This is a genomic window from Ruminococcus sp. BSD2780120874_150323_B10 (assembly GCF_015553695.1).
Lineage (GTDB): Bacteria > Bacillota > Clostridia > Oscillospirales > Acutalibacteraceae > Ruminococcoides > Ruminococcoides intestinale_A.
On sequence record NZ_JADNHD010000019.1, the window covers coordinates 1 to 21,176 of the forward strand.

At 31.3% G+C, this 21,176-nt stretch carries 20 protein-coding genes and 1 pseudogene; 5 read left to right on the forward strand and 16 right to left on the reverse strand.

From position 1 onward, the window contains the following. Window positions 1-156 precede the first annotated feature (156 nt). On the reverse strand, window positions 157-474 hold the full coding sequence (locus I2E21_RS10660; protein WP_022233941.1) for a nucleoside triphosphate pyrophosphohydrolase: 318 nt from the start codon (window positions 472-474) through the stop codon (window positions 157-159). A 1,160-nt stretch (window positions 475-1,634) separates the two neighbouring features. Here I2E21_RS10660 and I2E21_RS10665 point away from each other — a divergent pair. Further along, window positions 1,635-2,882: pseudogene (locus I2E21_RS10665) on the forward strand (ISL3 family transposase). Window positions 2,883-3,391: 509 nt separating this feature from the next. Continuing rightward, on the forward strand, window positions 3,392-4,189 hold the full coding sequence (locus I2E21_RS10675) for a DUF6273 domain-containing protein (RefSeq protein WP_195411301.1): 798 nt from the start codon (window positions 3,392-3,394) through the stop codon (window positions 4,187-4,189). A gap of 185 nt (window positions 4,190-4,374) precedes the next feature. Here the strand turns inward: I2E21_RS10675 and I2E21_RS10680 are convergent, their stop codons facing one another. The 9 genes from I2E21_RS10680 to I2E21_RS10720 all read right to left on the reverse strand — a co-directional run bounded on the left by I2E21_RS10680 (window position 4,375) and on the right by I2E21_RS10720 (window position 11,724). Further along, the gene (locus I2E21_RS10680; RefSeq protein ID WP_195411302.1) at window positions 4,375-5,259 is read right to left on the reverse strand and encodes a hypothetical protein; all 885 of its coding nucleotides are present in this window, start codon (window positions 5,257-5,259) and stop codon (window positions 4,375-4,377) included. 78 nt (window positions 5,260-5,337) lie between these two features. Then, window positions 5,338-5,799 carry a hypothetical protein gene (locus tag I2E21_RS10685; protein ID WP_195411303.1) on the reverse strand — a complete coding sequence of 154 codons (462 nt, stop codon included), beginning with the start codon at window positions 5,797-5,799 and terminating at the stop codon, window positions 5,338-5,340. A gap of 2 nt (window positions 5,800-5,801) precedes the next feature. Then, window positions 5,802-6,347 (reverse strand): hypothetical protein, encoded by a 546-nt coding sequence (locus tag I2E21_RS10690; protein WP_195411304.1) that lies wholly within the window; start codon window positions 6,345-6,347, stop codon window positions 5,802-5,804. Between the two features lie 39 nt (window positions 6,348-6,386). Further along, a complete protein-coding gene (locus I2E21_RS10695; protein ID WP_195411305.1) occupies window positions 6,387-7,574 on the reverse strand; it encodes a toll/interleukin-1 receptor domain-containing protein in 1,188 nt (395 codons plus the stop codon). A 25-nt stretch (window positions 7,575-7,599) separates the two neighbouring features. Further along, window positions 7,600-8,007 (reverse strand): hypothetical protein, encoded by a 408-nt coding sequence (locus I2E21_RS10700; RefSeq protein ID WP_195411306.1) that lies wholly within the window; start codon window positions 8,005-8,007, stop codon window positions 7,600-7,602. Between the two features lie 10 nt (window positions 8,008-8,017). Next, window positions 8,018-8,512, reverse strand: a complete 495-nt coding sequence (locus I2E21_RS10705) for a TIR domain-containing protein (RefSeq protein ID WP_195411307.1) — start codon at window positions 8,510-8,512, stop codon at window positions 8,018-8,020. Window positions 8,513-8,540: 28 nt separating this feature from the next. Next, complete coding sequence (locus tag I2E21_RS10710) at window positions 8,541-9,122, reverse strand: toll/interleukin-1 receptor domain-containing protein (protein ID WP_195411308.1); 582 nt, start codon at window positions 9,120-9,122, stop codon at window positions 8,541-8,543. Window positions 9,123-9,175: 53 nt separating this feature from the next. Next, window positions 9,176-9,877: a TIR domain-containing protein gene (locus tag I2E21_RS10715; protein WP_195411309.1), complete on the reverse strand. Its 702-nt coding sequence runs from the start codon at window positions 9,875-9,877 to the stop codon at window positions 9,176-9,178. Between the two features lie 2 nt (window positions 9,878-9,879). Continuing rightward, a complete protein-coding gene (locus I2E21_RS10720; protein ID WP_207735340.1) occupies window positions 9,880-11,724 on the reverse strand; it encodes a hypothetical protein in 1,845 nt (614 codons plus the stop codon). Between the two features lie 107 nt (window positions 11,725-11,831). On the opposite strand from I2E21_RS10720, the gene I2E21_RS10725 reads away from it, so the two are divergent. Further along, complete coding sequence (locus tag I2E21_RS10725) at window positions 11,832-12,239, forward strand: hypothetical protein (protein ID WP_195411311.1); 408 nt, start codon at window positions 11,832-11,834, stop codon at window positions 12,237-12,239. A 9-nt stretch (window positions 12,240-12,248) separates the two neighbouring features. After that, window positions 12,249-14,642, forward strand: coding sequence for a hypothetical protein (locus I2E21_RS10730; protein WP_195411312.1), 2,394 nt, complete (start codon window positions 12,249-12,251; stop codon window positions 14,640-14,642). Here I2E21_RS10730 and I2E21_RS10735 read toward each other — a convergent pair. After that, window positions 14,622-15,629, reverse strand: a complete 1,008-nt coding sequence (locus I2E21_RS10735) for an ATP-grasp domain-containing protein (protein ID WP_195411313.1) — start codon at window positions 15,627-15,629, stop codon at window positions 14,622-14,624. The two genes, I2E21_RS10730 and I2E21_RS10735, sit on opposite strands and share 21 nt — an antisense overlap. Window positions 15,630-16,067: 438 nt before the next feature. On the opposite strand from I2E21_RS10735, the gene I2E21_RS10740 reads away from it, so the two are divergent. After that, window positions 16,068-17,006 carry a tyrosine-type recombinase/integrase gene (locus I2E21_RS10740; RefSeq protein ID WP_195411314.1) on the forward strand — a complete coding sequence of 313 codons (939 nt, stop codon included), beginning with the start codon at window positions 16,068-16,070 and terminating at the stop codon, window positions 17,004-17,006. Window positions 17,007-17,051: 45 nt separating this feature from the next. Here the strand turns inward: I2E21_RS10740 and I2E21_RS10745 are convergent, their stop codons facing one another. The 5 genes from I2E21_RS10745 to I2E21_RS10765 form a co-directional block, all read right to left on the reverse strand. Beyond that, window positions 17,052-17,915, reverse strand: coding sequence for a BRO family protein (locus I2E21_RS10745; protein WP_195411315.1), 864 nt, complete (start codon window positions 17,913-17,915; stop codon window positions 17,052-17,054). 69 nt (window positions 17,916-17,984) lie between these two features. Beyond that, entirely contained in the window at window positions 17,985-19,547 is a 1,563-nt protein-coding gene (locus I2E21_RS10750; RefSeq protein ID WP_195411316.1) for a recombinase family protein, read from the reverse strand. 92 nt (window positions 19,548-19,639) lie between these two features. Next, a complete protein-coding gene (locus I2E21_RS10755; RefSeq protein WP_195411317.1) occupies window positions 19,640-19,822 on the reverse strand; it encodes a hypothetical protein in 183 nt (60 codons plus the stop codon). 15 nt (window positions 19,823-19,837) lie between these two features. Then, window positions 19,838-20,014 (reverse strand): DUF3789 domain-containing protein, encoded by a 177-nt coding sequence (locus tag I2E21_RS10760; RefSeq protein WP_243240626.1) that lies wholly within the window; start codon window positions 20,012-20,014, stop codon window positions 19,838-19,840. Between the two features lie 467 nt (window positions 20,015-20,481). Then, window positions 20,482-20,955, reverse strand: coding sequence for a sigma-70 family RNA polymerase sigma factor (locus I2E21_RS10765; protein ID WP_195411318.1), 474 nt, complete (start codon window positions 20,953-20,955; stop codon window positions 20,482-20,484). Between the last annotated feature and the right edge of the window lie 221 nt (window positions 20,956-21,176).

Genomic DNA, 21,176 nt, shown 5'->3' on the forward strand with positions numbered 1-21,176 from the left:
AAATTGAGTAAACTTTTTTTGTTTTTGGGAGGATAATTTAGCGTTAGCTAAATTTCAATGCCCGACCGACACTCCGCTAAACCATAATTTACCCCAACTTTTGACAAAGAACCACAAAAAAATAAGCACGATGCGTTTAATGCACCGTGCTTTTGTTTACCACTCAGTAACTTCTTTAATAAATATTTTATCTTTATATCTTCCGTTTTTATTAGCCTTGGCAAGTCTTAATCTGTCAAGTTCACCGTCTGTCATACCTCTTGCATTGGCAATGGCATAAACAACTTCAAGAATATCGGCAAGCGCCTCGGTATTTTTATCAATCTGATACTCTGTACACTCCTCTGAAAGCTTTAATTCAAGCATTTCAAGGTATCTTTCGTCAGAAAGAATTTCGGTTTCACACATCTGACCGTTTTCTTCAATGATCTTCGGAATTTTATCTCTCACAAGTTTATTATACTTCTTAATCATATACCACACCTCTTATCCGTTGAAAATCATATTAATATGTAATTATTATACACAACAGCAACAAAAAAGTCAATAAAAGGAGTATTTTGCAATACCCCAACTATTTAATTATACCACAATGCAAAATGCACTTCAATAGATTTTGATAAAATAAAAATATAAATATTTTTAATATTTATATTGACAACAGTTGATTTATTCTGTATAATATAGACAAAGAAAAGGAACAAAAGGAGGTTTCTAATATGAAAGTAAAAGTCCATTACATAAGATATATCAGAGATTTCATGCGGAGCCTTCCCCCAAACAAACAATAACCTGATACATTAGAAAAGGTTATAATATCTCGTTTGTTTGTCGGGCAGCTGATAATTTCAATGTTATTAAACATATTATTAATTTAAATCAGACAAGGTTTCCGATTACTACCAATCAAACAATTGCATTCAAAGCGTACGAATACAAAAAAGAACTTCATATTTTTTATATAGATTGTCTGCGAAAGTAGTTGTTAGGTTATTATTCGTAAAAATGAGCTTTAAAGTAATCACAATTCTAAGGTAATCAGGTTTATCCGAGATTATGATTACAACTTAATATAATTTAAAATTTTGTTAATGGTGGTCGTACCAATGTACAGATAAAATTTATCTAATAAAAATCTAAAGATTGGAGATAAGACCGATGTACGAGGAAGTTTATATTTAGATATACTATAGTATAGGAGATAATTCCGATGTAAACTTTAACGATTTCTAAATTATACATAATTGGAGATGAGTCCGAAATTTAGTTTATAAAAAGCCGATAACATAAGTATTGTTACCGGGTAATGATGATAATAAATTAAAATTTCAATAAAACAATACCTACCGACAGAGAATACTCTGTCGGTAGATTTTTGTTTTGCGGCTTTATTAAGTTGCGTAAACTATTTACAGAACTGATAATATTTCCCTCATCACGGAAAAATGTGGGATAATCAAAAATAAATATTGAAAAAGAGCATAGGAAGCTCCAAAATTGTAGTTGACAAGACAAACAACGGAGGAGAGAAACCTATGCTCTTTTTAGATGACATCAAAGTCGAATTTTAAAGTAAAGGATTTCAAGGAACACATATAGGAATCAGCCCTAATAAAGATAAAAGCGTACTGTTTCTGGAGAGCTTAAGGTCAACGCAGACAGTCCGGTGCCCTTATTGTGGAGGCAGTGTGTATATTTATGAAAACGGACAAGTCAAACTCAAAGATATTCCAATAAGGAGAGGTACTACACACATATGGAACTTCTTTATCCATAGATATCAATGCAACTGTTGCCACGAAACATTTACAGAGGAAATACCTTTCAAATATCCCGGAACACGGATAGCATACCGAGCTGCAAACTGGATCAAGGGCTTTTTGCAGCAAAAAATGTCCATCAAAGCAATACAGGAATTGACCGGTATTCACTGGGACACGATTCGCAAAGTACAGCGAGAGATTATGGACGAGGCAATTTGGGAAAGGAAAAAAATGTTAAGAGAGGAAGGCTACAAGCCGAGGATACTTGCTGTTGATGAATTTGCAATCCATAAAGGACATAGTTACGCAACCTGCGTGATGGATTTGGAGCAGGGAGATATCTTATGGGTCGGAAAAGGCAGAGCGATGAAGGATTTTGAAAAGTTCTTTGAAGATGTGCCTTCCGACTCCTTGTCAGCAGTCATCGCGGTAGCGATGGACATGAACGCATCTTACAACAAACTTGTAACAAAGGATTTGCCCAAAGCACGGATTGTATATGATCGGTTTCATATGCAGTCGCAATTTGGCAGAGATGTTCTCGGCGCTGTTCGTCTGGATAAAGCTCGAAGGCATAAAGCCAAAGAAAAAGAAATTCTTGCCGATATCTCGGATGATACCGACAAGGAAACTATGAAATCTCTTAAACAAGAAGCTAAAGCGGAAAAGCAGGAATACAGCCAACTCAAGAAGCTGCGCTGGTCATTACTCACTAACTCTGATAAACTCTCCGACAGTAAAACCGAGAAATTACAACCTATTCTGCAAGATCATCACGACCTTGCTGTTTGTTATGCCATGAAAGAGGAAATGTGCAGACTTTATGAACTGACAGATTAGCAACAAGCAGTCATCGGATGGACAAAATGGTTTCAGGCGGCGAAAGAAAGTGAGATTCCCGCATTGATACGGTTTGCAGTTCAAAAAGAAAAACGGCTCTCCGGATTAGCTGCCCATGCCATCTACTCAATCAGCACTGGCAAGCTCGAAGGCTTCAACAACAAGATAAAAGTCGCTAAACGAATCGGCTATGGTTACCGTGACGACGACTTCTTCTTTACCTTAATTCGCTATCTTTCTATTTCTTCTGTCTGTTCTCCATCCCACAAAAAATCGTGATGAACCAGATATTTTCAACTTTTTTTAAAATTTCATTCTTACTAAAACTTGATCAATCAAAAATTAGGGGCTGTTGCAAATTTTTCTCATTTGCGACAGCCCCTTTAGTATTCAATCTCCTTGTCAAATACAGCCAGAAGCGTTGACAAGTTAAATGAAAAATTAGCAAAACACCTCATTTGGAGCAACAACAAAACAATGCGGACACTCGGAAGAAAGAGCCCTGTTCAGCTCCTCGCAGAGAAGCTGTCGGAGTGACCGCCGATTTTTTGGAAGCCTTTTTCGTTCCGCTACGCTCCACTTCAAAGGCTTCCAAAAATCATTGTACTATACTTTGACTTATTTTTTTACTAAAAATGGGTCACATCTATTTACAACGCAGAGCAGAGCGTGAAAAAATAAATAAAAATATCTTGACTAACATTGCAATATTTGCTAATATATGATATAAATTTATAAGTTTTTCTTTATTTTACAATTTTATTGTGGTTGAAAAGAAGGTGTAATATTTGAAATATTTGTTTTTGACGGCGTTGGTTTTTGTTGTATCTGTATTTTTTTATGGTTGTAGTGATGAAAATCAAAATTTAAGTGATTTATCTGAGTCAAAAAATCAATCTTTGACCATAGGAGATATAGCCTATGATAAAAATAATTCAAATGGATATCGAATATATCTTAAAGAAAATGAAAATTTAATTCCTTTTTGTGTGCTTACCTCTGATTATGACGGTTATTGCTTGATTTTGAGAGAGTTTTTATTAGATGAATATGTTGTTTACAACACTCCGAGAGAATATGCCTCTTACTATGCCGATAGTAATATTGATGTTTTTCTTAATCAGACATATTATTCCCAACTTTCGCAAGATATACAGCAATTAATAGTTCCGTGTAAAATAGAAATAACTACAAAAAATGCAATAGACACACACGATAATGAAACCGAGATTATAGAGCGTAATGTGTTTTTACTTTCAGCAAACGAGGTAAATTCCTCATTAAGTCGTGCGGCAATCAAAGAGGGAAAGCCACTTTTGTTTTTTGATAAAACTTCGAACAGAATAGCAACATTTGATAATTTGGAATCAAGTTCTTGGCTGTTGCGTACTCCGGCATTAAGAGATGGAAATACTATTATTGGTGTTGCGGACGATGGCAGTATTGGAATGGGAGGGATAAGTACTATCACGGGAAGTGGAGTCGGTGCAGTCAGACCGGCGTTTTGTATTCCTGCTAATGTTCCTATAACATTAGAAAATACTGATACAGGTGAAAAACGCTTTTTATTAAATAAAAAATTATAATTAACTAGGAGGTGACTCTGAAAAATAAGGAAAAAACGCAAGAGTAAAAAAGGATACAAAAAAACAGAGCAGCTATAAAAACTACTCTGTTATGGCTCCCCCAACTGGGCTCGAACCAGCGACATCATGATTAACAGTCATGCGCTCTGGCGAGTGTAGGGAAATAGCAGAATAAATATAAAATACTAATTAAAATGTATTTTTAAATAATTTTTCATTTTTTCCTTTTGATGTAAAGTCTTTGGAATACCTAATTCAGATGAAATCATAGACAAGTGTTCAACATAATCCTCACTTGTCATATTACTCTTAACAAAGGAAGGTTTTATGCAATTCTCAACCTCGGGCCACTTAGCAGTATCATCATCTAACTTTAACAAAACATACTTAGCAAAATCATCAGGGTTTATAAAAATTGATTTCGAGTTAAAGTACTCTTTTTTTAAATTGAAATCTAGTATTATCATTTTTCTTAATGCCCTAAATACTTGGTATTGAATTTCATATTTTGACAATTGTGGTATAATTAATTTTCTCAATTGATATAAAAACATACTTAAATTTTTATTGCATACAACTTCCCTATGAATTGAAAATTCATTAAGAAGCGATAACAATTCTTCAATTGTAAATGAAGACTCAAATGCACCCAAGTAATCACTTTGTTCTAATACGCAGCATTTAATAACTACTATGTAAAATAAATCAAAATATTTATCATCTTTAATCTGCAATATCAAGTTACTTGTTAAGCCACTTTCAAGATAATAAACAAGTTGACTAATAACATTGTCATCAATCCTGTGCGATATATTCGAATGCATTAATCTTTCAGAAACATATCCAACATCTACTTTATCTAAACTATAAATAGAAAAAAGTGATTTTAAGTTATCTATGTTTATGTATTCCCAATCGCTTCTAAATCTGTAAACAGAGTAGTATATGATCAAATAAGTAAAAATGTAAAATCTATCACTTACATTAAAAATTTCTGTCAAGTTTTTAATATCAACTGAATTATTAGAAATCATATTTTCAGTAATTTTCAGGCATAAATAACCCATCAAATTACAATCGCTGTTTACAATACTATAAATAGAAACAAAATTTTCAAAAGTTGCTGTACCAACAAAACAGCTACATAGTTATTTTCTAATCGACCTTTTTATTTCATCTTGACAGAAGATTGAAACCGTTTTATTTTCATAATTATTCATATATGCAAATAAGTATTCAATCGTTGCTTTTTTACTCATTGTATTATTATCTTGATATAGGCAATCAATAATTTCACAATATCTCTTTTTTAAGCTATTCGAGTAAAAATCATCTGATAAATAATAATCAAAAAGAAGAATATTTATAATTAATTTGGTGAATGAATGTATATTGTTTTCGTCAATTTTTTCACAGTAGTTTTTTACAATAACCAGTAAGGCGTCAACCTCAAAACACTTATTAAATACCTTTTTAGCTTTATCACTAATAATAGCCGATTTGTCTTTGTTTAAATCTAACTTTCTATCATAATACCTTTCCAATATTTCAAGAGCAAACATATCATAATATATTTGTTCTTGCTTTGCTTCATTTTTATTATCATCCAAAACTATAACTTTTGCCAATTTATTTGAAATATTAAGGAAATTTTTTGAATTAATTTCTTGTGAATAAAAAAGTTATTGTCTTTGAGGAACTTTTCATAAGCTTTTGTAACCACTCTTATGGAAATCATATTTCTTGTCTTATTCATACCTAAAACATATTTAGCTATTTGAAATAGCAATAAAAACATGACACCAAAATACAACATAATTGCAATTATATCAATAATAATCATAGTATTTACTACTATCTTTGGCGTAACATATATCACACGAATTGCAGGCAATGAAATTATTTCGAATAATATTAGAACTAAAAACAGCTTACTCTTTACTAAGCTAAGAATGGTTACATTATCCTTTAATTCTAATTCAAAGATATTATACCCAAGATAAAAATTACTTCGTTGATCATTTTTTTGATGATCACAAAGAAATTGAAAAGAAGCTAAAACAATACCAAATATTGTAATCAGACCGACAAGTAATGAAATATAATTTTCCATTATTACATTAAACATTTTATTAATTCCGCAAATATCAAAAAACATTTTTATCTTTTTCCTTTTTGGCACAATTTTGTCAGTAAATTACGCGTGTAACTTGAGCGAGATATTTTTATAGTCAGGCGCAACAAACCAATCAGTTTTTAAAGGCGCTACAATAAACTCAGAATTTTCAATACATCTCTTATCAATAACAAACATCGGTCTATCTAGTTGCAAAAAATAATTCAACTCATATTTACACCATACAGAATTTTTTGAATTCTCTGATTCAACAAAAATAAGTGCTTTTGATTGAAGTAATCTTTTTTCTATCACTCTAAGTGTAGCATCACACATTAGATTACGTTTCAAATAATCTGCATCACTTATCCAATCACAAAATACGTTATTTCCCTGTTGATTTTCATACACTATCAATTTTTGTACAGAAAAACTATCTTTACTACTGTGAGAAATAAAAAAATCATATTCTTTTATTTTTTGTTCTTTTGAATTCTCTATACAGTATTCAAGTTCATAAGGATTTTTAGGTATATGATATGTTTGATTTGGATAAACATCTCTTAAGAATATTTTTCTTTTTTTATTTCTTGTGTGTACTTGCATATATTTTTGTTTTCTTGCTCGTGGCTGGTAATTAAAACTCTGTAAATGATAGAACGCCTCCCAGCGTAACTGTTTATTGAGTTCTGTATCATTTATTTTAAAGAAAAACCGAATAATTTTCGGACTATAGTATTTTTTTAGTTCTAAAAGGATATATAACCTGTCCTTTTGACTTGTATTTTTTCGTTCATAAAATCCTATCAGTTGATCTAAATATGCAGGAGTAATTTGTTGAGTTTTTGCTAAAGCTTTTTCTATTTTCTGATCTATTCGTTCTATTCTTGGTCTTCGTTTACTCCATAATGCTTCTTTTGCTTTTAAAAAATCTTCTTCCGAAAAAGAATCAGAATAGTGTTTCTTGTATTCAAAAGAGGTAACTTTTTTATACAAACTAACACTTTGAAGCAACCTCTCAGGTTTCTTCATACCATAGCGAATTTTCCCAAAGCGTTTCTTTAAATACTTATCCTTTTGCTGATAGTAAGAATATTTATATTTAACAGAATTCCATTCGTGGGGATAATAATGTTTTAGTAATGCTATTATATCACTTTCTTTGTAATATTGCGGCAATAAAGGTAATAAAGATTTTATCTGTTTTTGCCACATTTGCAAGATATCTCTAATTTCATGTTCATAAATATGTTTTGTTACGCCAGACATTTTCTTACTTCATTCTCCTAAGGCATTAAATATGAGTGATTATAATAACACAAGTGCAAATCAACGCAAGCGGTATGTAAAACCATATTTCTGTTTTTGATAATAAACTAGAACAAAATGTATTTTTCACTGGATTATTTGCATAATTTGATACATTTAATGAAAAGTCTATATCGTTTTCATCTTTCATACGAACATCATTATATAAAGTTCTATATAGCCGTTCTTGCCATAAATAATATGCATCTAAAAACCAAAAAACAATAACCGGTACATAAGTAATAAGAAAATACATTTTATCTGATTCTTTACTTGCCAAAGCAAAAATACCTGATGCTAATGTTACTGCCCAACCTTTGAGTTTAAAAGAATTACTCGCCATTCGATTAATAACACCCTGAATTAGTTCTAAATGCTTTAATTTATTATCCATAATTTCACCATTATTTGTTGTGTAATTTTGCAGCTTTTTCTATCCATGAACCTAAGTTATAATATCCATCATCAAGTTTATAATCATAAACACCATCACAAATCTCATCAAAATAGACAGGCCTATTATTATCTTTATTATAACCTATTACGGTGTGTACGTTACCTGCTTGTGATGTTTTTTTCGTTCGCATATCTTTTAGGTTATGAATATATACACCAATAACAGCATTACCCCTATTTATACTTTTTCTAATTTCATGTTGTACAAAGGGTCTGTTTAATGTTTCGCTACCAATTAGTACTACTGTTACAGATGTACCTTCCAATTGGCGATCAATCCATCTATGTATTGCCGATTCACCTTGTCTCTTTATCTGTTCAAACTCAGCCTTATCAATAAATCCAGCCGCCTCTTTTCCTTGTATAACCCAACTGTTTCTTACAGTCATTGAACGATTAATGTCATTATCGTAATGAAAACTAAAAAACACTCTTCTTGCCATTTATTTGCAACCTCTATCTATATTGAATTTACCTATTTATAAACCATTCATTTAATGGTGTAATAAAATTTCCATTTTTTGTAACTTCTCTAACATAATATCCTTTTGCGATAGGCGCTCCACCATTATATTTCTCTGTTCCATCATAATATACAATGTACGGATAAATTCTCATGTACTCATTACCTTTGTAATTTCTATCATATGTTCCTTCGGGTTTCATTGGAAACAAAGCAATATGCTTATTATATTTTTTTGCATCGCCAAAACCAAGTTCCCAATTACACCATTTTGAATCAATAGCTCCATTAGTTGCCAATAGAATAAATTTATCACATCTTGAAATTCTATCCTTTATACGTGTTGCAGTTTCAGCTGATGTAACTTTCGGCATTGAAGGATCCTGACTATCAATATAAGCTTTTACATTATATTTGTTCTGCAAAAAGCCAATAACACCCTTAAGGTCATCAAGTTCATCATGTTTATGTGATATAAAAACTGTTGTTTTTGCAGATGCATAATGTAATATTTCAGAAACTTCCGCTCTTGATTCATTTAAACTTATATTTGAATAATCACTAAACTCACCTTGTTGAAAAATTCTCATTTTACTAACACCTCAACTATTATTATTATTTATTTTAATTGTGATAACTTCTATCATATTGCTTTGGCTATATCGTACTCATCCTGATTATCTTGAATTGAATAGGCTCTATCAATATATTTATCTACATTATCAACAAAATCATTCCATTTAACACAAAGCATATAATTGCATTCTCCATGATATATGTAATTGTTGTTGTCGCATTGCTCTTTATCAGGACTTTTCTGATTAAACATATTTTTACTCATAATTGTAAAAATCCTATCTGAGTCGTTATTATAATGAGTACACTTTTTGGTGCAACAATCTTTTTGATATGTAAAATAGTCATAAGAACCATTTATATCTGGTACAATTACTGCTATTAATGCATTTGTTTTGCTTGTCACTGAATTTCCACTGGAATCAATCCTTGAAATTTCTTTAAGTGAATAAGATATTTCCTGAGGAATCCACTGATGTTTTTCAGCTTTATACTTTTCCCTCATTCCTTTTGATAACATAACAATTGTAAGCGTACTATCGTATATTCTATTCTTTAACTTTTCCCAAATTATGTCGTCTGATAACTGAGATAGATCCTCACCATCAGATTCACCCTTATAAATATGTTCTGTTTTATCTTCTAAAATATCTTCAAGTTTGTCAACATAATTTCTAACAGTACATAGTCCTCCTTTGCCGTCCATACCTATAATATTTTCGACATTATTATCGCCATATTTATATGACACAAAAATTTTTCTTCCCATTTTTATTCCTCCTTGGATATTTGTTTAATATAATCAATGACTAATCTGGCAGATTTCTTATAATCTATTCCTTTCTTCAGGCTGATATTTAACTCCTCAGATGCATCATTTATTTCGCTCCAATTACCTTTTTCAGAGTAGTCTTTTGCAATTTCTGATGAACATCCGCCAACAGAACCGATCAAAAATACCGGTATTCCCTTACTTTTTGCTATGGCGATTTCCTCTCTTATACCTTCTTCACTCCTATTTTCTTTTATTTTTCCGCCCAAACAAATTAGTGCTTTTACATTTTCTCTTTCAATTAGTTTTTTTCTTAACTCTGTAAGACTTAAAACCTGATTATTATCAACTTTGTCGATCTCTATAGGAGTACATCTATCCTTAAAATTTAAAATATTATTATGTGATACAAAATAATTAGAAATATACATCTTAACTTTTTCTACATAATTTTCTGTAACAATTTTTGCAGTATCAAAAATTAATTCCTGAAACGTCGGATGTGCTCCAAAACACAAATTAAATCCTTCTTTAAGTATCTCTTTCACAAAACAAATTAAAGAGTAAGTCAAATTTTGCTTAAAAATCTCATCGCTGTCAGGGAAAGCTCCCGAAATAACAATATCATAAGGTGAATCTACCGAATTACCTTTTAGATATTTAAAATAGGTATAATAAAAATCATCGAAATTATCGGATAGTATGTCGTCATATTCAGTACGGGTAATTACTCTTTTTGAAAGCATTACTGCTGAGTCAAACTCTGAGGATGAGTATTGGGCTAAGATGCTTTTCAATTCGTCCGCATCAGATTGTTTCGGTATTCTTCCAAAAAATTGTACAAACTGCTTGATTGTCCTTTGCGGATAGCTATAACCTTTCCTCGGCAACGATAAAGAATAAATCATTTTTGTGTCATTAACTAGTTCCAATTTATCATTCAATAAATCAGTAATACAGTTCATTTCATCATAAACATCATCACTTTTAGATAAAAGTATTTCATATGATTTATCCAAAATCTGATCTGCGATTTCATTAAGTGTTTCCTGATTACTAAAATCTTCTTCTAAATACTCAAGATGTGGTTTTTCGGAAGGCATATATTTTAGACTTTTTATGTTTGGATTACCGATTTTAACCCAAAGAATCGGAATATTGTTAATTAGTGCATATAATATCTCTTTAAGTATCCAGTCTGAAGTTGCAGAAAGTTCAGTGTGAAAAAACACAAGCACATCGCTATATACCAATGCAGTATCAATAACATCTTGTGCATTTTCGCCAATATTAACATTTACTATATCTCGAAAACATTCTTTCTCCGGTGCCAAAACATTTAAAGTATCACAAATAGAAGCCGTAATTTCTTCTCCATCCAACCGTCTATGACTTAGAAAAATATTTATATTCTCGTTGCAAATTGTAGGCATACATTCAGAAATTATTTTACGAGCAAACACATTGGCTGGAATCTCAACATAATCGTTCGACAAATCTCTTCTTCTCAATTGTTCATAAACATCAAAACTTTGCTTATTAGAAATAATTGAAGGAGGTATTCTGTTTTCTTTGTCAAAGGCTACAGGAAATATTTTGGATTTCTTAATTAAAGCTTCTTCTAAAAAATCATAATAAGTATCTAGATAACCATTAAAAGCTACCACAATTGAATCATTATCCAATTTTGAAACACACTTTTTATAATTCATTTTTTGAACACGATAATACTCTATTCCATAACAACCCAATTGTTTCTCCACGATTTTTAAAAAATCCATAACTTTATTAATATTTTCTTCATCATTTGTTGTAGAGTTAGGTGCTAATATATATACTTTCATATTTTTATTCACACTTTCCTTTTTGTTTATATAATCAATTAGTTTATGTTTTCTGTTTCAAATACAGGATAACTAAGAATTATCAACTAATTGTTTTGAGGTGCAAAATGGATTGTTCTACCTTTGATTGGACTGTTTTTGATGCAATGATTAATTTATTTGATACTTTTATTATAGTGATACCTGCAATTATTACCTTCATACATTATAAAGTTAATAAGTTGGAAATTAGTGTCATATCAAAAACCGATTCTGGAATTAAACTATGTTTGCATAATGTGAGCAGGAATACTATTTTTGTGTTAAAAGCATCATTAGATTCTAAGGAATTAGACAATAAAATAGATATTATAGAGTATTTTACTTCAGAAAGCAATGAAAAGCTACTATCTATTAAACCAGATGGTGTTATATCCCTTACATTAGATTATACAATAATGAATATTCCTCCTATAAAAAAGGGAAACATCACTATTTATAATGGAAATCATAAAATCAAAAAGAAATTAAAATGAGGTATTAAAGTGTTCTTTGATAGAGATAAAGCAACTCAAGATTTGAGAAATCAACTATCTACATGTGAAGGATGGATAGTTGTATCAGGAGATCTGAATATAGGTAAAACAGCTTTCGTAAAAAATGCAGTTACAGATTCTTTAGTTTTATATTGTGAGCCTTTATATGAATTAGATTATATGCGTGAATTTTGTAAACAGATAAGTAATTTTGCACGTGATATTCTTATAAATTTCGCCAACAAAAAAATATACATATCCAATAAATATAATGAACTTGTAAAAACAGAAACAGGATTTATAAATGATTTAAGCGATGAAGAAGTAAGTGATTGCATTGAACGAATAATAAAAAAGGAACTATCTGAAAAAATATCTTATTTTGCAAGAACAGTTGGTTCTGTTTTAAAATCAAAGGTTAATTATATTGTGATTGATAATTTATTTAATTGTGATGTGTCTTTTTATGAGTGGTTTGTATCTTTATCAGAAAAATTCACGTCAAAAAATAATCATATAATTGCTGTATGTGATACTAATACGATATGGAAAAGTGATCATATAAAATGTACATTCAACAATATGTTTTCTCCAATAAGTATTAATAAATTTGACGATGAAGAAGCGTATTTTCAATTACTAAACCATAAGATTTATTTCAACAATGATTTTTATACAAGAAGATTATCTAAAATTCTTTACCATAAATTTGATGGTAATTCTTTGAAAATATTTCAACTTATAGATTTAGCACTTAATAAAATTGAATCATTATCTAGTGATGATGAAAGGGAAAAAGTAATTCTTAAAGAAAGCGATACAATCGAAAAAAGCATATTTAATTCAATAATTTACCTTCAAAGGTTTATATTGTCTGCTCTTGCGATATGTCCAATCTCTTTGACGGCTAAACAAATTGGAACAATATTAGAACACCCTTCAGATGAAATAAAAAAGGAAATGCTACACTTAATTAGCAAAAACTTGATACTTTGTGAATTTAATATCGAAAACAACGAAACATTTTATCGTATATCCACTACATTTTCACGCCAAGATTTTATAAACTTAGTAGATAGTAATATGATTTTTTATATACAGAAGAAATTATATTCAATGCATAAGAATGATATAATTACTTTATCTGCTCGTGATTATACTGAAATAGCTATAAAAATAAAAAGTTCAGATTTGTATTCAATTGTTAAAAAATATCGCTTAGAATTAATATCCATAGAAGATGATGAATTATTGGCAGATATTATAAACAAAACAATAAATTCAACAAAGCAAGTGTTTGATTACCTTAAAAATTCTACAACAGCTAAGTTGCTCTATAGGTTTGGTTGGTATCAAAACGCCCTTAAAGTAATTAACGAAGTTGATAAAGAAAACCAATTTTCTAATTATGATTTATTGATGAAAAAAGGTGATATTCAACATCTATTATTACATCCTCAAACTGCAGATACGTATAAATTTGCTTCAGAAATTAATGGAATAACAACAAATCAAAAATTGAGTGCAATTAATCGGCAGATAATGGCGATGACGCAACAAAACCAAGATGGATTAATTGAAGCAAGGGAATTGTATAAAAGAACCATTAAACTACACATAGATAATAAATGTAATGGATTAATTGAATTATATAGGAACGCAAATAATATATTCAATTATGATGAAGCTATGCAATACACAATCAAAGGATATCGTATTGCATGTGAATTGGGTAATGATATTGAAAAGATAAAATGTATGCACAATATATGCATGCTAGATTTATATAATAATTCTTATTTAAAATCAAAGTATAAATTGGACTTTAATCCTTCATTTGAAACAGTTTTTAAAGAAATAACAAAATTAGGAGTGTATAGACATGAAACAGCCTATCCCTTACTTGATATGGGTACTGTCGAAATGTTTAAATTTAACAATGACCAAAACCCTAAGTATCTCCAAAAAGCAAGGACTTTTTATTCGCAAGCACAATTATATGCGAAATCGTTTTATGCAATTAATATAGCAAAAATGGGTCTGCTTATTGTTAACAGTTATTTATATAAAGACATCGCACCTTTACAAAGTATTAGAACCAGATTTTATAATGAATATGAATCACAAAAATATGAGATAAAAGATTTTAGAGTGCATCGAAAAATATTGTTTTCATTAGCTACAAGTTCCCTTATTACGAAAGATTATGATGAGGGGATAAAATATTTACTTGAATCAAAGAAACATGTTTTTGAAGGTGAAATATTAAGATTCAATAACTTATGCGATGCATTTAAATTAGAAAAAGAAATAATATCAACTGAAAATGTAGATTATATTCATACCACAGAATATCATAGAACTATTAAATTTGTTCCTTGGTTAATTAGTTTCGGACATTAATCTATTTGTTATTGTGGCTATTAACTTTTTGCAAATTTCGTTATAACTAATATTGCACAATTTGGAAATTTGTCCAATTTCTGATGTTTGACTAAATATAGGTAATGCATTCGCTTCAATAAAATATATATTATTATTGTTTACTCTAAAATCTATTCTTCCATAATCACGCATGCCTAATATTTCAAATATTTCAGTTGACTTATTTTTTATTTCACTCACTATTTCAGTATGTAAAACAGTCTGAGGCAATGAATAATTCCTAATATGATTAGCTTTATCATTAATAGTAAATATTCTAGACTCAAAATAATAATTACCATTAGCGCTAATAATGAGCGGTTGAACAAGTTCATAATTACCCTTATTACCAATAATCCATACAGTTATTTCGTATCCTTGAATATATTCTTCTACTAAAATAGGTTTGTATTGATTTAAAAGACTAATAGATTTTGCTTTTGCATCTTCATATGAAAAGCAAAGCGAATGTTCATCAATACCAAGTGACGACCCTTCAGAGTTAGGCTTTACAATAACAGGCAAATTAATATCAGCGTTCATTAATTCATCTGTATCATTAACATTATATATATCAATACTTTTAGGAATATTTAAATGTTTTTCTAAAATTTTTTTACAACAAGACTTATCATTAACTAATAATGATACAAAGGGATCTGAACCCGAATACTTTAAACCGAGCATTTCGAGAAATATCGGACTTTGACCTCTTTTGAATTGGGCTGGAAATCCATAGTTATAATTTATTATTATACAATCCTCTTTATCTATCTCATCGTTATTCCTACATAATGAAAGAAGTTTATCCATGCCACCAAAAAATTCACAATTGTAACCATTTTTATTGATAGCATCTACTAACTGCATCATACTTTTTTCACTCACATAATCATTATATATATTACTCTGCTTTAGTAAGTTTGTATGGTTTTCTCTTAACTCAGCTATTACGTAATATTTCATATTTCTTCAATCCTTTAGTTGATAATTCTTAGTTATCCTTTATTCATTATTTTCAGGTAAGGTCAATAATACATTTCTGTTAACAAAATACGCTACACATCTTAAATTCAACTGGTGTATGTCTATGTAGTGCTTAATCTCATTCTAAGAAAAAAGTATTAAGCCTTAACTAAATCTATATTTCGGGTATGTAATATAAAAACATTTATAATTACACTTTATGGTGTCAATTATAACATAATTTGACAAATATTTAAATAACTTTTACGCAAATCAGTTATAAAATTTCACATAGTGTTTTTATGCATTTTGTATAATACAATTTTGTTTATTGCTCAATAAATAAAATTTTTAGGCAAAATAAATATAGATATTTGAATAGACTTTCTTTATTTTCTGTTGCATAATAAATTTATAAACAATAAGGAGCTATATGCGATGGAAATAAAAAATGTACAAGCAAATAATCTAACAACTGATTATCTAAACTTCTGTATTTCAAGGAAAAATCTCGATCAGAAAACGATAAAATCATACACTATTGATTTAAGGCAGTATTTTGAATTCACTATGGAATCTGCTATTGAATGGACAAACAAAAAATCCATTGAGCAATATATAAATTTACTGCACTGTAAGTACAAACCTAAGAGTGTTAAGCGTAAAATTGCTTCGCTAAAAGCATTTTTTCACTATCTTGAAATTGAGGAACTTATTGATATTAACCCTTTTCATAAGATACAAATCAAGTATAAAGAACCCTTTATTCTCCCAAAAACTATTCCCATAAATAATATTGAACAAATTATTAGGTTTGCTTATCTACAACTTACCAAAGCGAAAACTGAGTATGCTAAAAAAGTTGCTCTGCGGAATGCACTCATACTTGAGTTACTGTTTGCCACCGGAATGAGGATTTCAGAATTATGCACACTCACGACTGAACAAATTGATTTTAATGATTACATAATCAAAATTTACGGAAAGGGCTCAAAAGAACGCCTGATTCAAATCTGCAATCAAAATGTTCAGGAGTTGCTCAAAAAGTATAATCAATCATTTAAATTTGAAATAACAAACAACAAATTATTCTTTATAAATAGACTCGGAAACCGTCTATCTGAACAGTCTGTTCGTAATATGATTACCAACTATGCAATCGGTGCAGAAGTGCCGCTGCACATTACTCCGCATATGTTTCGTCACTCTTTTGCAACTCTACTGCTTGAAGAAGATGTTGATATCAGATATATTCAGCAAATGCTTGGTCACAGCTCAATTACTACAACACAGATTTACACTCACACCAGCATCAATAAGCAGAAAAATATTCTATCTACAAAACACCCAAGGAATAAAATTGAAATTGGGATATAAAAAAAGCCTTGCAAGCTTTTTAACTCACAAGGCAATCAGAATACTTTATTCACTTTTATCAAAATCATTTTCTATTACATCGGAAATGAGATTTGAAAAATCGACGGCATTTTTTGAAGTAATCACAGGTTTTCCTGTTCTTTCCTCGATATCTTTTCGTGCATTTCCGGCGACTTCTCCGCCCTCTTTTGCAACACTTCTGTTTTCAGAAAAAGATTGAGGATTTTTCTCTTTGGAAATCTCAGTTGTGGTAGCTTCTGCCAACATATTCAGTACCAACTCAAGCGTACTCATATTATCTCTCAGGTTTTCCTTTTTCAATCCTTTGAGATTTTTATACTGGCGGGTTGTCATTCCTGACCACGCTTTTGTAATTTCATCAGTCAGAATTGCATATTCTACACCCTGCTTTACACCACGAGAATCCCATTCATCAGTAAGCTCTTTTCTCACCTGTATAGCCTGAAGTCTTTGATTTATCCACTCTCTGCTATATCCTTTTTTCAGGTATGTTTCAAGAGCTCGCTCTATGGTAAGTTCGGGATCAATAGTTTCATCTATTCTTTCTCTGCCAACTTCTGCAAGCCACATTTTAAATGGTTCTGCTTTTGGTGACGGGATTGACTGTATTAATCTTAAAAGCTGTTCTGTATTTGCAACATCTGTTTTGTAATTTTTACCATCCTTAGGAGATTGCATTTTCAGTTGTACGATATTTTCGTACAACTGGTTTGCTCCTTCAGCTTTAAGCTTTCGCTTAAGATCGCTCCAGTAACGACGAGGTTCATTACTGTCAGTCAGAACTGAAATTACATCAACTATGGAAAAATACCATTCTTCTTCTGACTCATTCCACGCAGTACGAATCTTTTTATCTTCAAAAATTTGTATTTTATTTTCTTCACTCATATATGTTCACCCACTTCTAACCTAAAATTATTATAGCAGACTGAGTTTACAAATTCAATCTATTAAGCTTTATAGAGATAGGAATTGTTCATAATTAAGGTCGAATATAATCTCTAATTCATAACCTCGTGATACTTTCACTTCTCTTATGAGCTGACAGGCTATCATTTTCTTCTGCTCCATTGTTGAATTGTCAAATTCGTCTGCCCAAGTTCTGAATTGTGAATAATAAAAATCAAGCCTGTCCATCGCATTTTGCTGATTGGCAAGCTTGTACTTTATATCACTTAATTCAATTTCTTTTTTATGGAGCAAATCGTTTGTATTGTCAATAGAAGTGGACAGTATATCGGGAGTGAAGCGGCTTTCGCCGAGTAAAGAGCGTCCTATTTCGGCGGACAATTCAACCACCTGTCTTTTAAGCTTTTCAATTTCTTTTTCAAGCTTTGTCTGTTTTCTCCTATACTCCGATATTTCGGAGTTGTAGCGTTTTTCGAGTGCTATATCTTTTGGTGTTGATTTGATTTTAGCGAGATAATCCCTCAGCGTTGCAATCACGGCACCGTCAATTCTGTGCGCTACATAAGCCGACTGCCCGTCACATGCACCTCTTTTCATCGCTTTATTGGTACATATATACCTCTGTCTGCGAACTCTGTACTGACTTCCGTCTGCCCTGTCGTATCTGTCGATATAGCTTGTTGATACCATCTTCTGACCGCAGTGGGCACAGTATATATTTCCCGACAGCAATGTACTGCCTTTGGTAGTCCTTGCAATTTGTTTCTTCTCTTCATTTTTGTTAGAACGCTGACTTAATATAAATTGTGCTTGTTCATATACATTTTCATCAATGATGTGAAGTCTTTCGATATACGGTGATTCAACACCTCCTGATACAAGATAACCGCAGTACAGCCTGTTCTTTAGAATACGATTAACCGTATTACATTGAAACTTGCTGTTATTATGGGTTCTGATTCCGTGACTGTTCAGATAGTCAGCCATTCGATATGAGCCGTAACCCTCTTTAACTGTCATCTCAAATATCTTCTTGACTATCGGAGCTTCATCATCGTCAACGACTATGTCCATAAGCTCTTTTCCCTTTTTATTGATTTCACCGCTTTTGATAAGTTTGTAGCCGAATGGTGCAACACCTCCGGTAAATTTGCCGTCTAACGTCATCTGGTTAAGGCGAGTTTTAACACGAGCGGACGTTTTCTGACTTTCACCGTTGGCTTGCCAAAATCGTATGTAATTCATAAGCTTGTCCACATGATTATCCATACGCTGTTCGCCCTCATTAACGCTCCACACCTCTATGCCGTGTTTGATGAACCATTCGACGACAAACGGGGTTTCATCATCAATTCTGCCTATTCTGTCAAACATAAAGACAAGGAGTACATCAAATTCTTTCTTTTCTGCGGCGGCTTTTAAATCCTGAATAGCATCTCGGTCACTTGCCGAAACCTTGAATCCCGACACACCTTTTTCCTGAAACTCTTTCAGAATGGTCCAGCCGTTGCGTTCTGCAAATTCTCTGCACGAAGTTTTCTGCATTGGAATATCATCTTTATCAACCTGACCTTTGGTTGATACTCTGTACAAGCAATATACTCTTTTCATTTTATCACCCTTTCATACGATTTTTGCAAACCAACAATACTACATAATTCCTATAATATCCAGCGAAATCCAAAAAATAAATTGAAATAAATTCAGCATCCAATCTGAGTTTTCATTCTGTTCTCAAATGTATCCAAAAGATTTTCGAGAATATTCCTTTCAACATGGTTATTTCTGTTTTTAGAAAAGTAGATTGTGACCTTGCAGTCGTTTATAACAGATTCTATTCTGTGTTCTGAATCAATGTTATTTTCATTTATATAGTTTTCGTTCAAATTATCACCTGTTCCTTATTTTTTGTCATCTATATTATCTTTCATCTGCTCATCAGCTTTTGCCGCTGCATTGCACAAGCACATAAAAACTACACCTATAAAAGCACCGACAAAAAGGCCAATCATAAATCCTAACATTTTAACACCTTCTTTCAGTAATTTTCTTCTAAATACCCCGACAGAAGAAAACAAAAAATCTTCTGCTGTCGGGATAATATCAATCGTTTGTGGATAGCTCTAATTTTCACGCTATCCTGTTGTCGCTATTTATCCTCGATGCCCTGCGACAAGGAACACATCAGACGGCTATTGCATATAGCTCCATTGGAATTTCACCACCGTGAGGATCTCCCACGGCCGCCCTCTTTGGTTACGACGGTTCTATCACGCTCGACTTTTGACTGGACGGAAGTATCATTATCCCCTCTGCCTGTCATCGCCTTCATTGAATTTGCCTTTCAATGTCTGAGTCCTGAAGAACTGTAAAGGTGTTCGCTCATGTAGCTTGTCCGTTCCGAACAGCAGAAGGAATGTATCTGATGTGCTTATATTTGTTTTTCAAAGAGCAACGCCTGTTCTCTGAAAAAAGAGAACAGGCGAAAGGATTATTTATCCCTTTCACCTGTTTCCTCACTTAAAAGCTAAAACACACCCCTAATTTATAAATTTTTTAAAATATTTTTGATTTTTTCTACTGCACGATACACCGATCTTTGCACACATTGATAAGTACAGCCTTCTTCAAGTGCTATTTTATCAAAAGTTTTTTCTTCAAAATAGTACTTTTTCAATCTGCGTTTTTGCACATCGGGTAATTTGCTTATTGCCATATGCAAATTTTCTGTAATCTGAACATTTTCAAAGTATTCTTCTAACGACCATTCACTTGCATCTTTCTTTTTATTCAAAGTATGTTCATATACTTCGGAGTGTTCCAAATGTCTGTTGTACTCATTCATTTGGAAAATATCTTCAAGTTCAAATATATTGAAAGTTTCAAATACGCTCTTTGAAACTTCAACCATTTGAATGCGGTTATTAACATCAACGAAATAAACATAGTATCTTCCTTTTTCTGAGCATAAAGTATAAGGATTATACTTGTCTTTTCTTCTCTTAGGACGTTTGTCCATTAATTTTTCCTCCAATCAATCTGAATCTTTTAGTAATTCAGGTTGTTTGGAGGACCTCTGTTTCTATATTTCATCATGCCCTTCCATTTTCATGTAAAAAGGGCATAAAAATACCGACAAGTATAGAAAGCTATTACTTGTCGGTATTCTATCACACGCTATTAAATGTCTTTATTCTTCTTGCTATCACAAAATTCATTAATTATATAGTTATTAACATA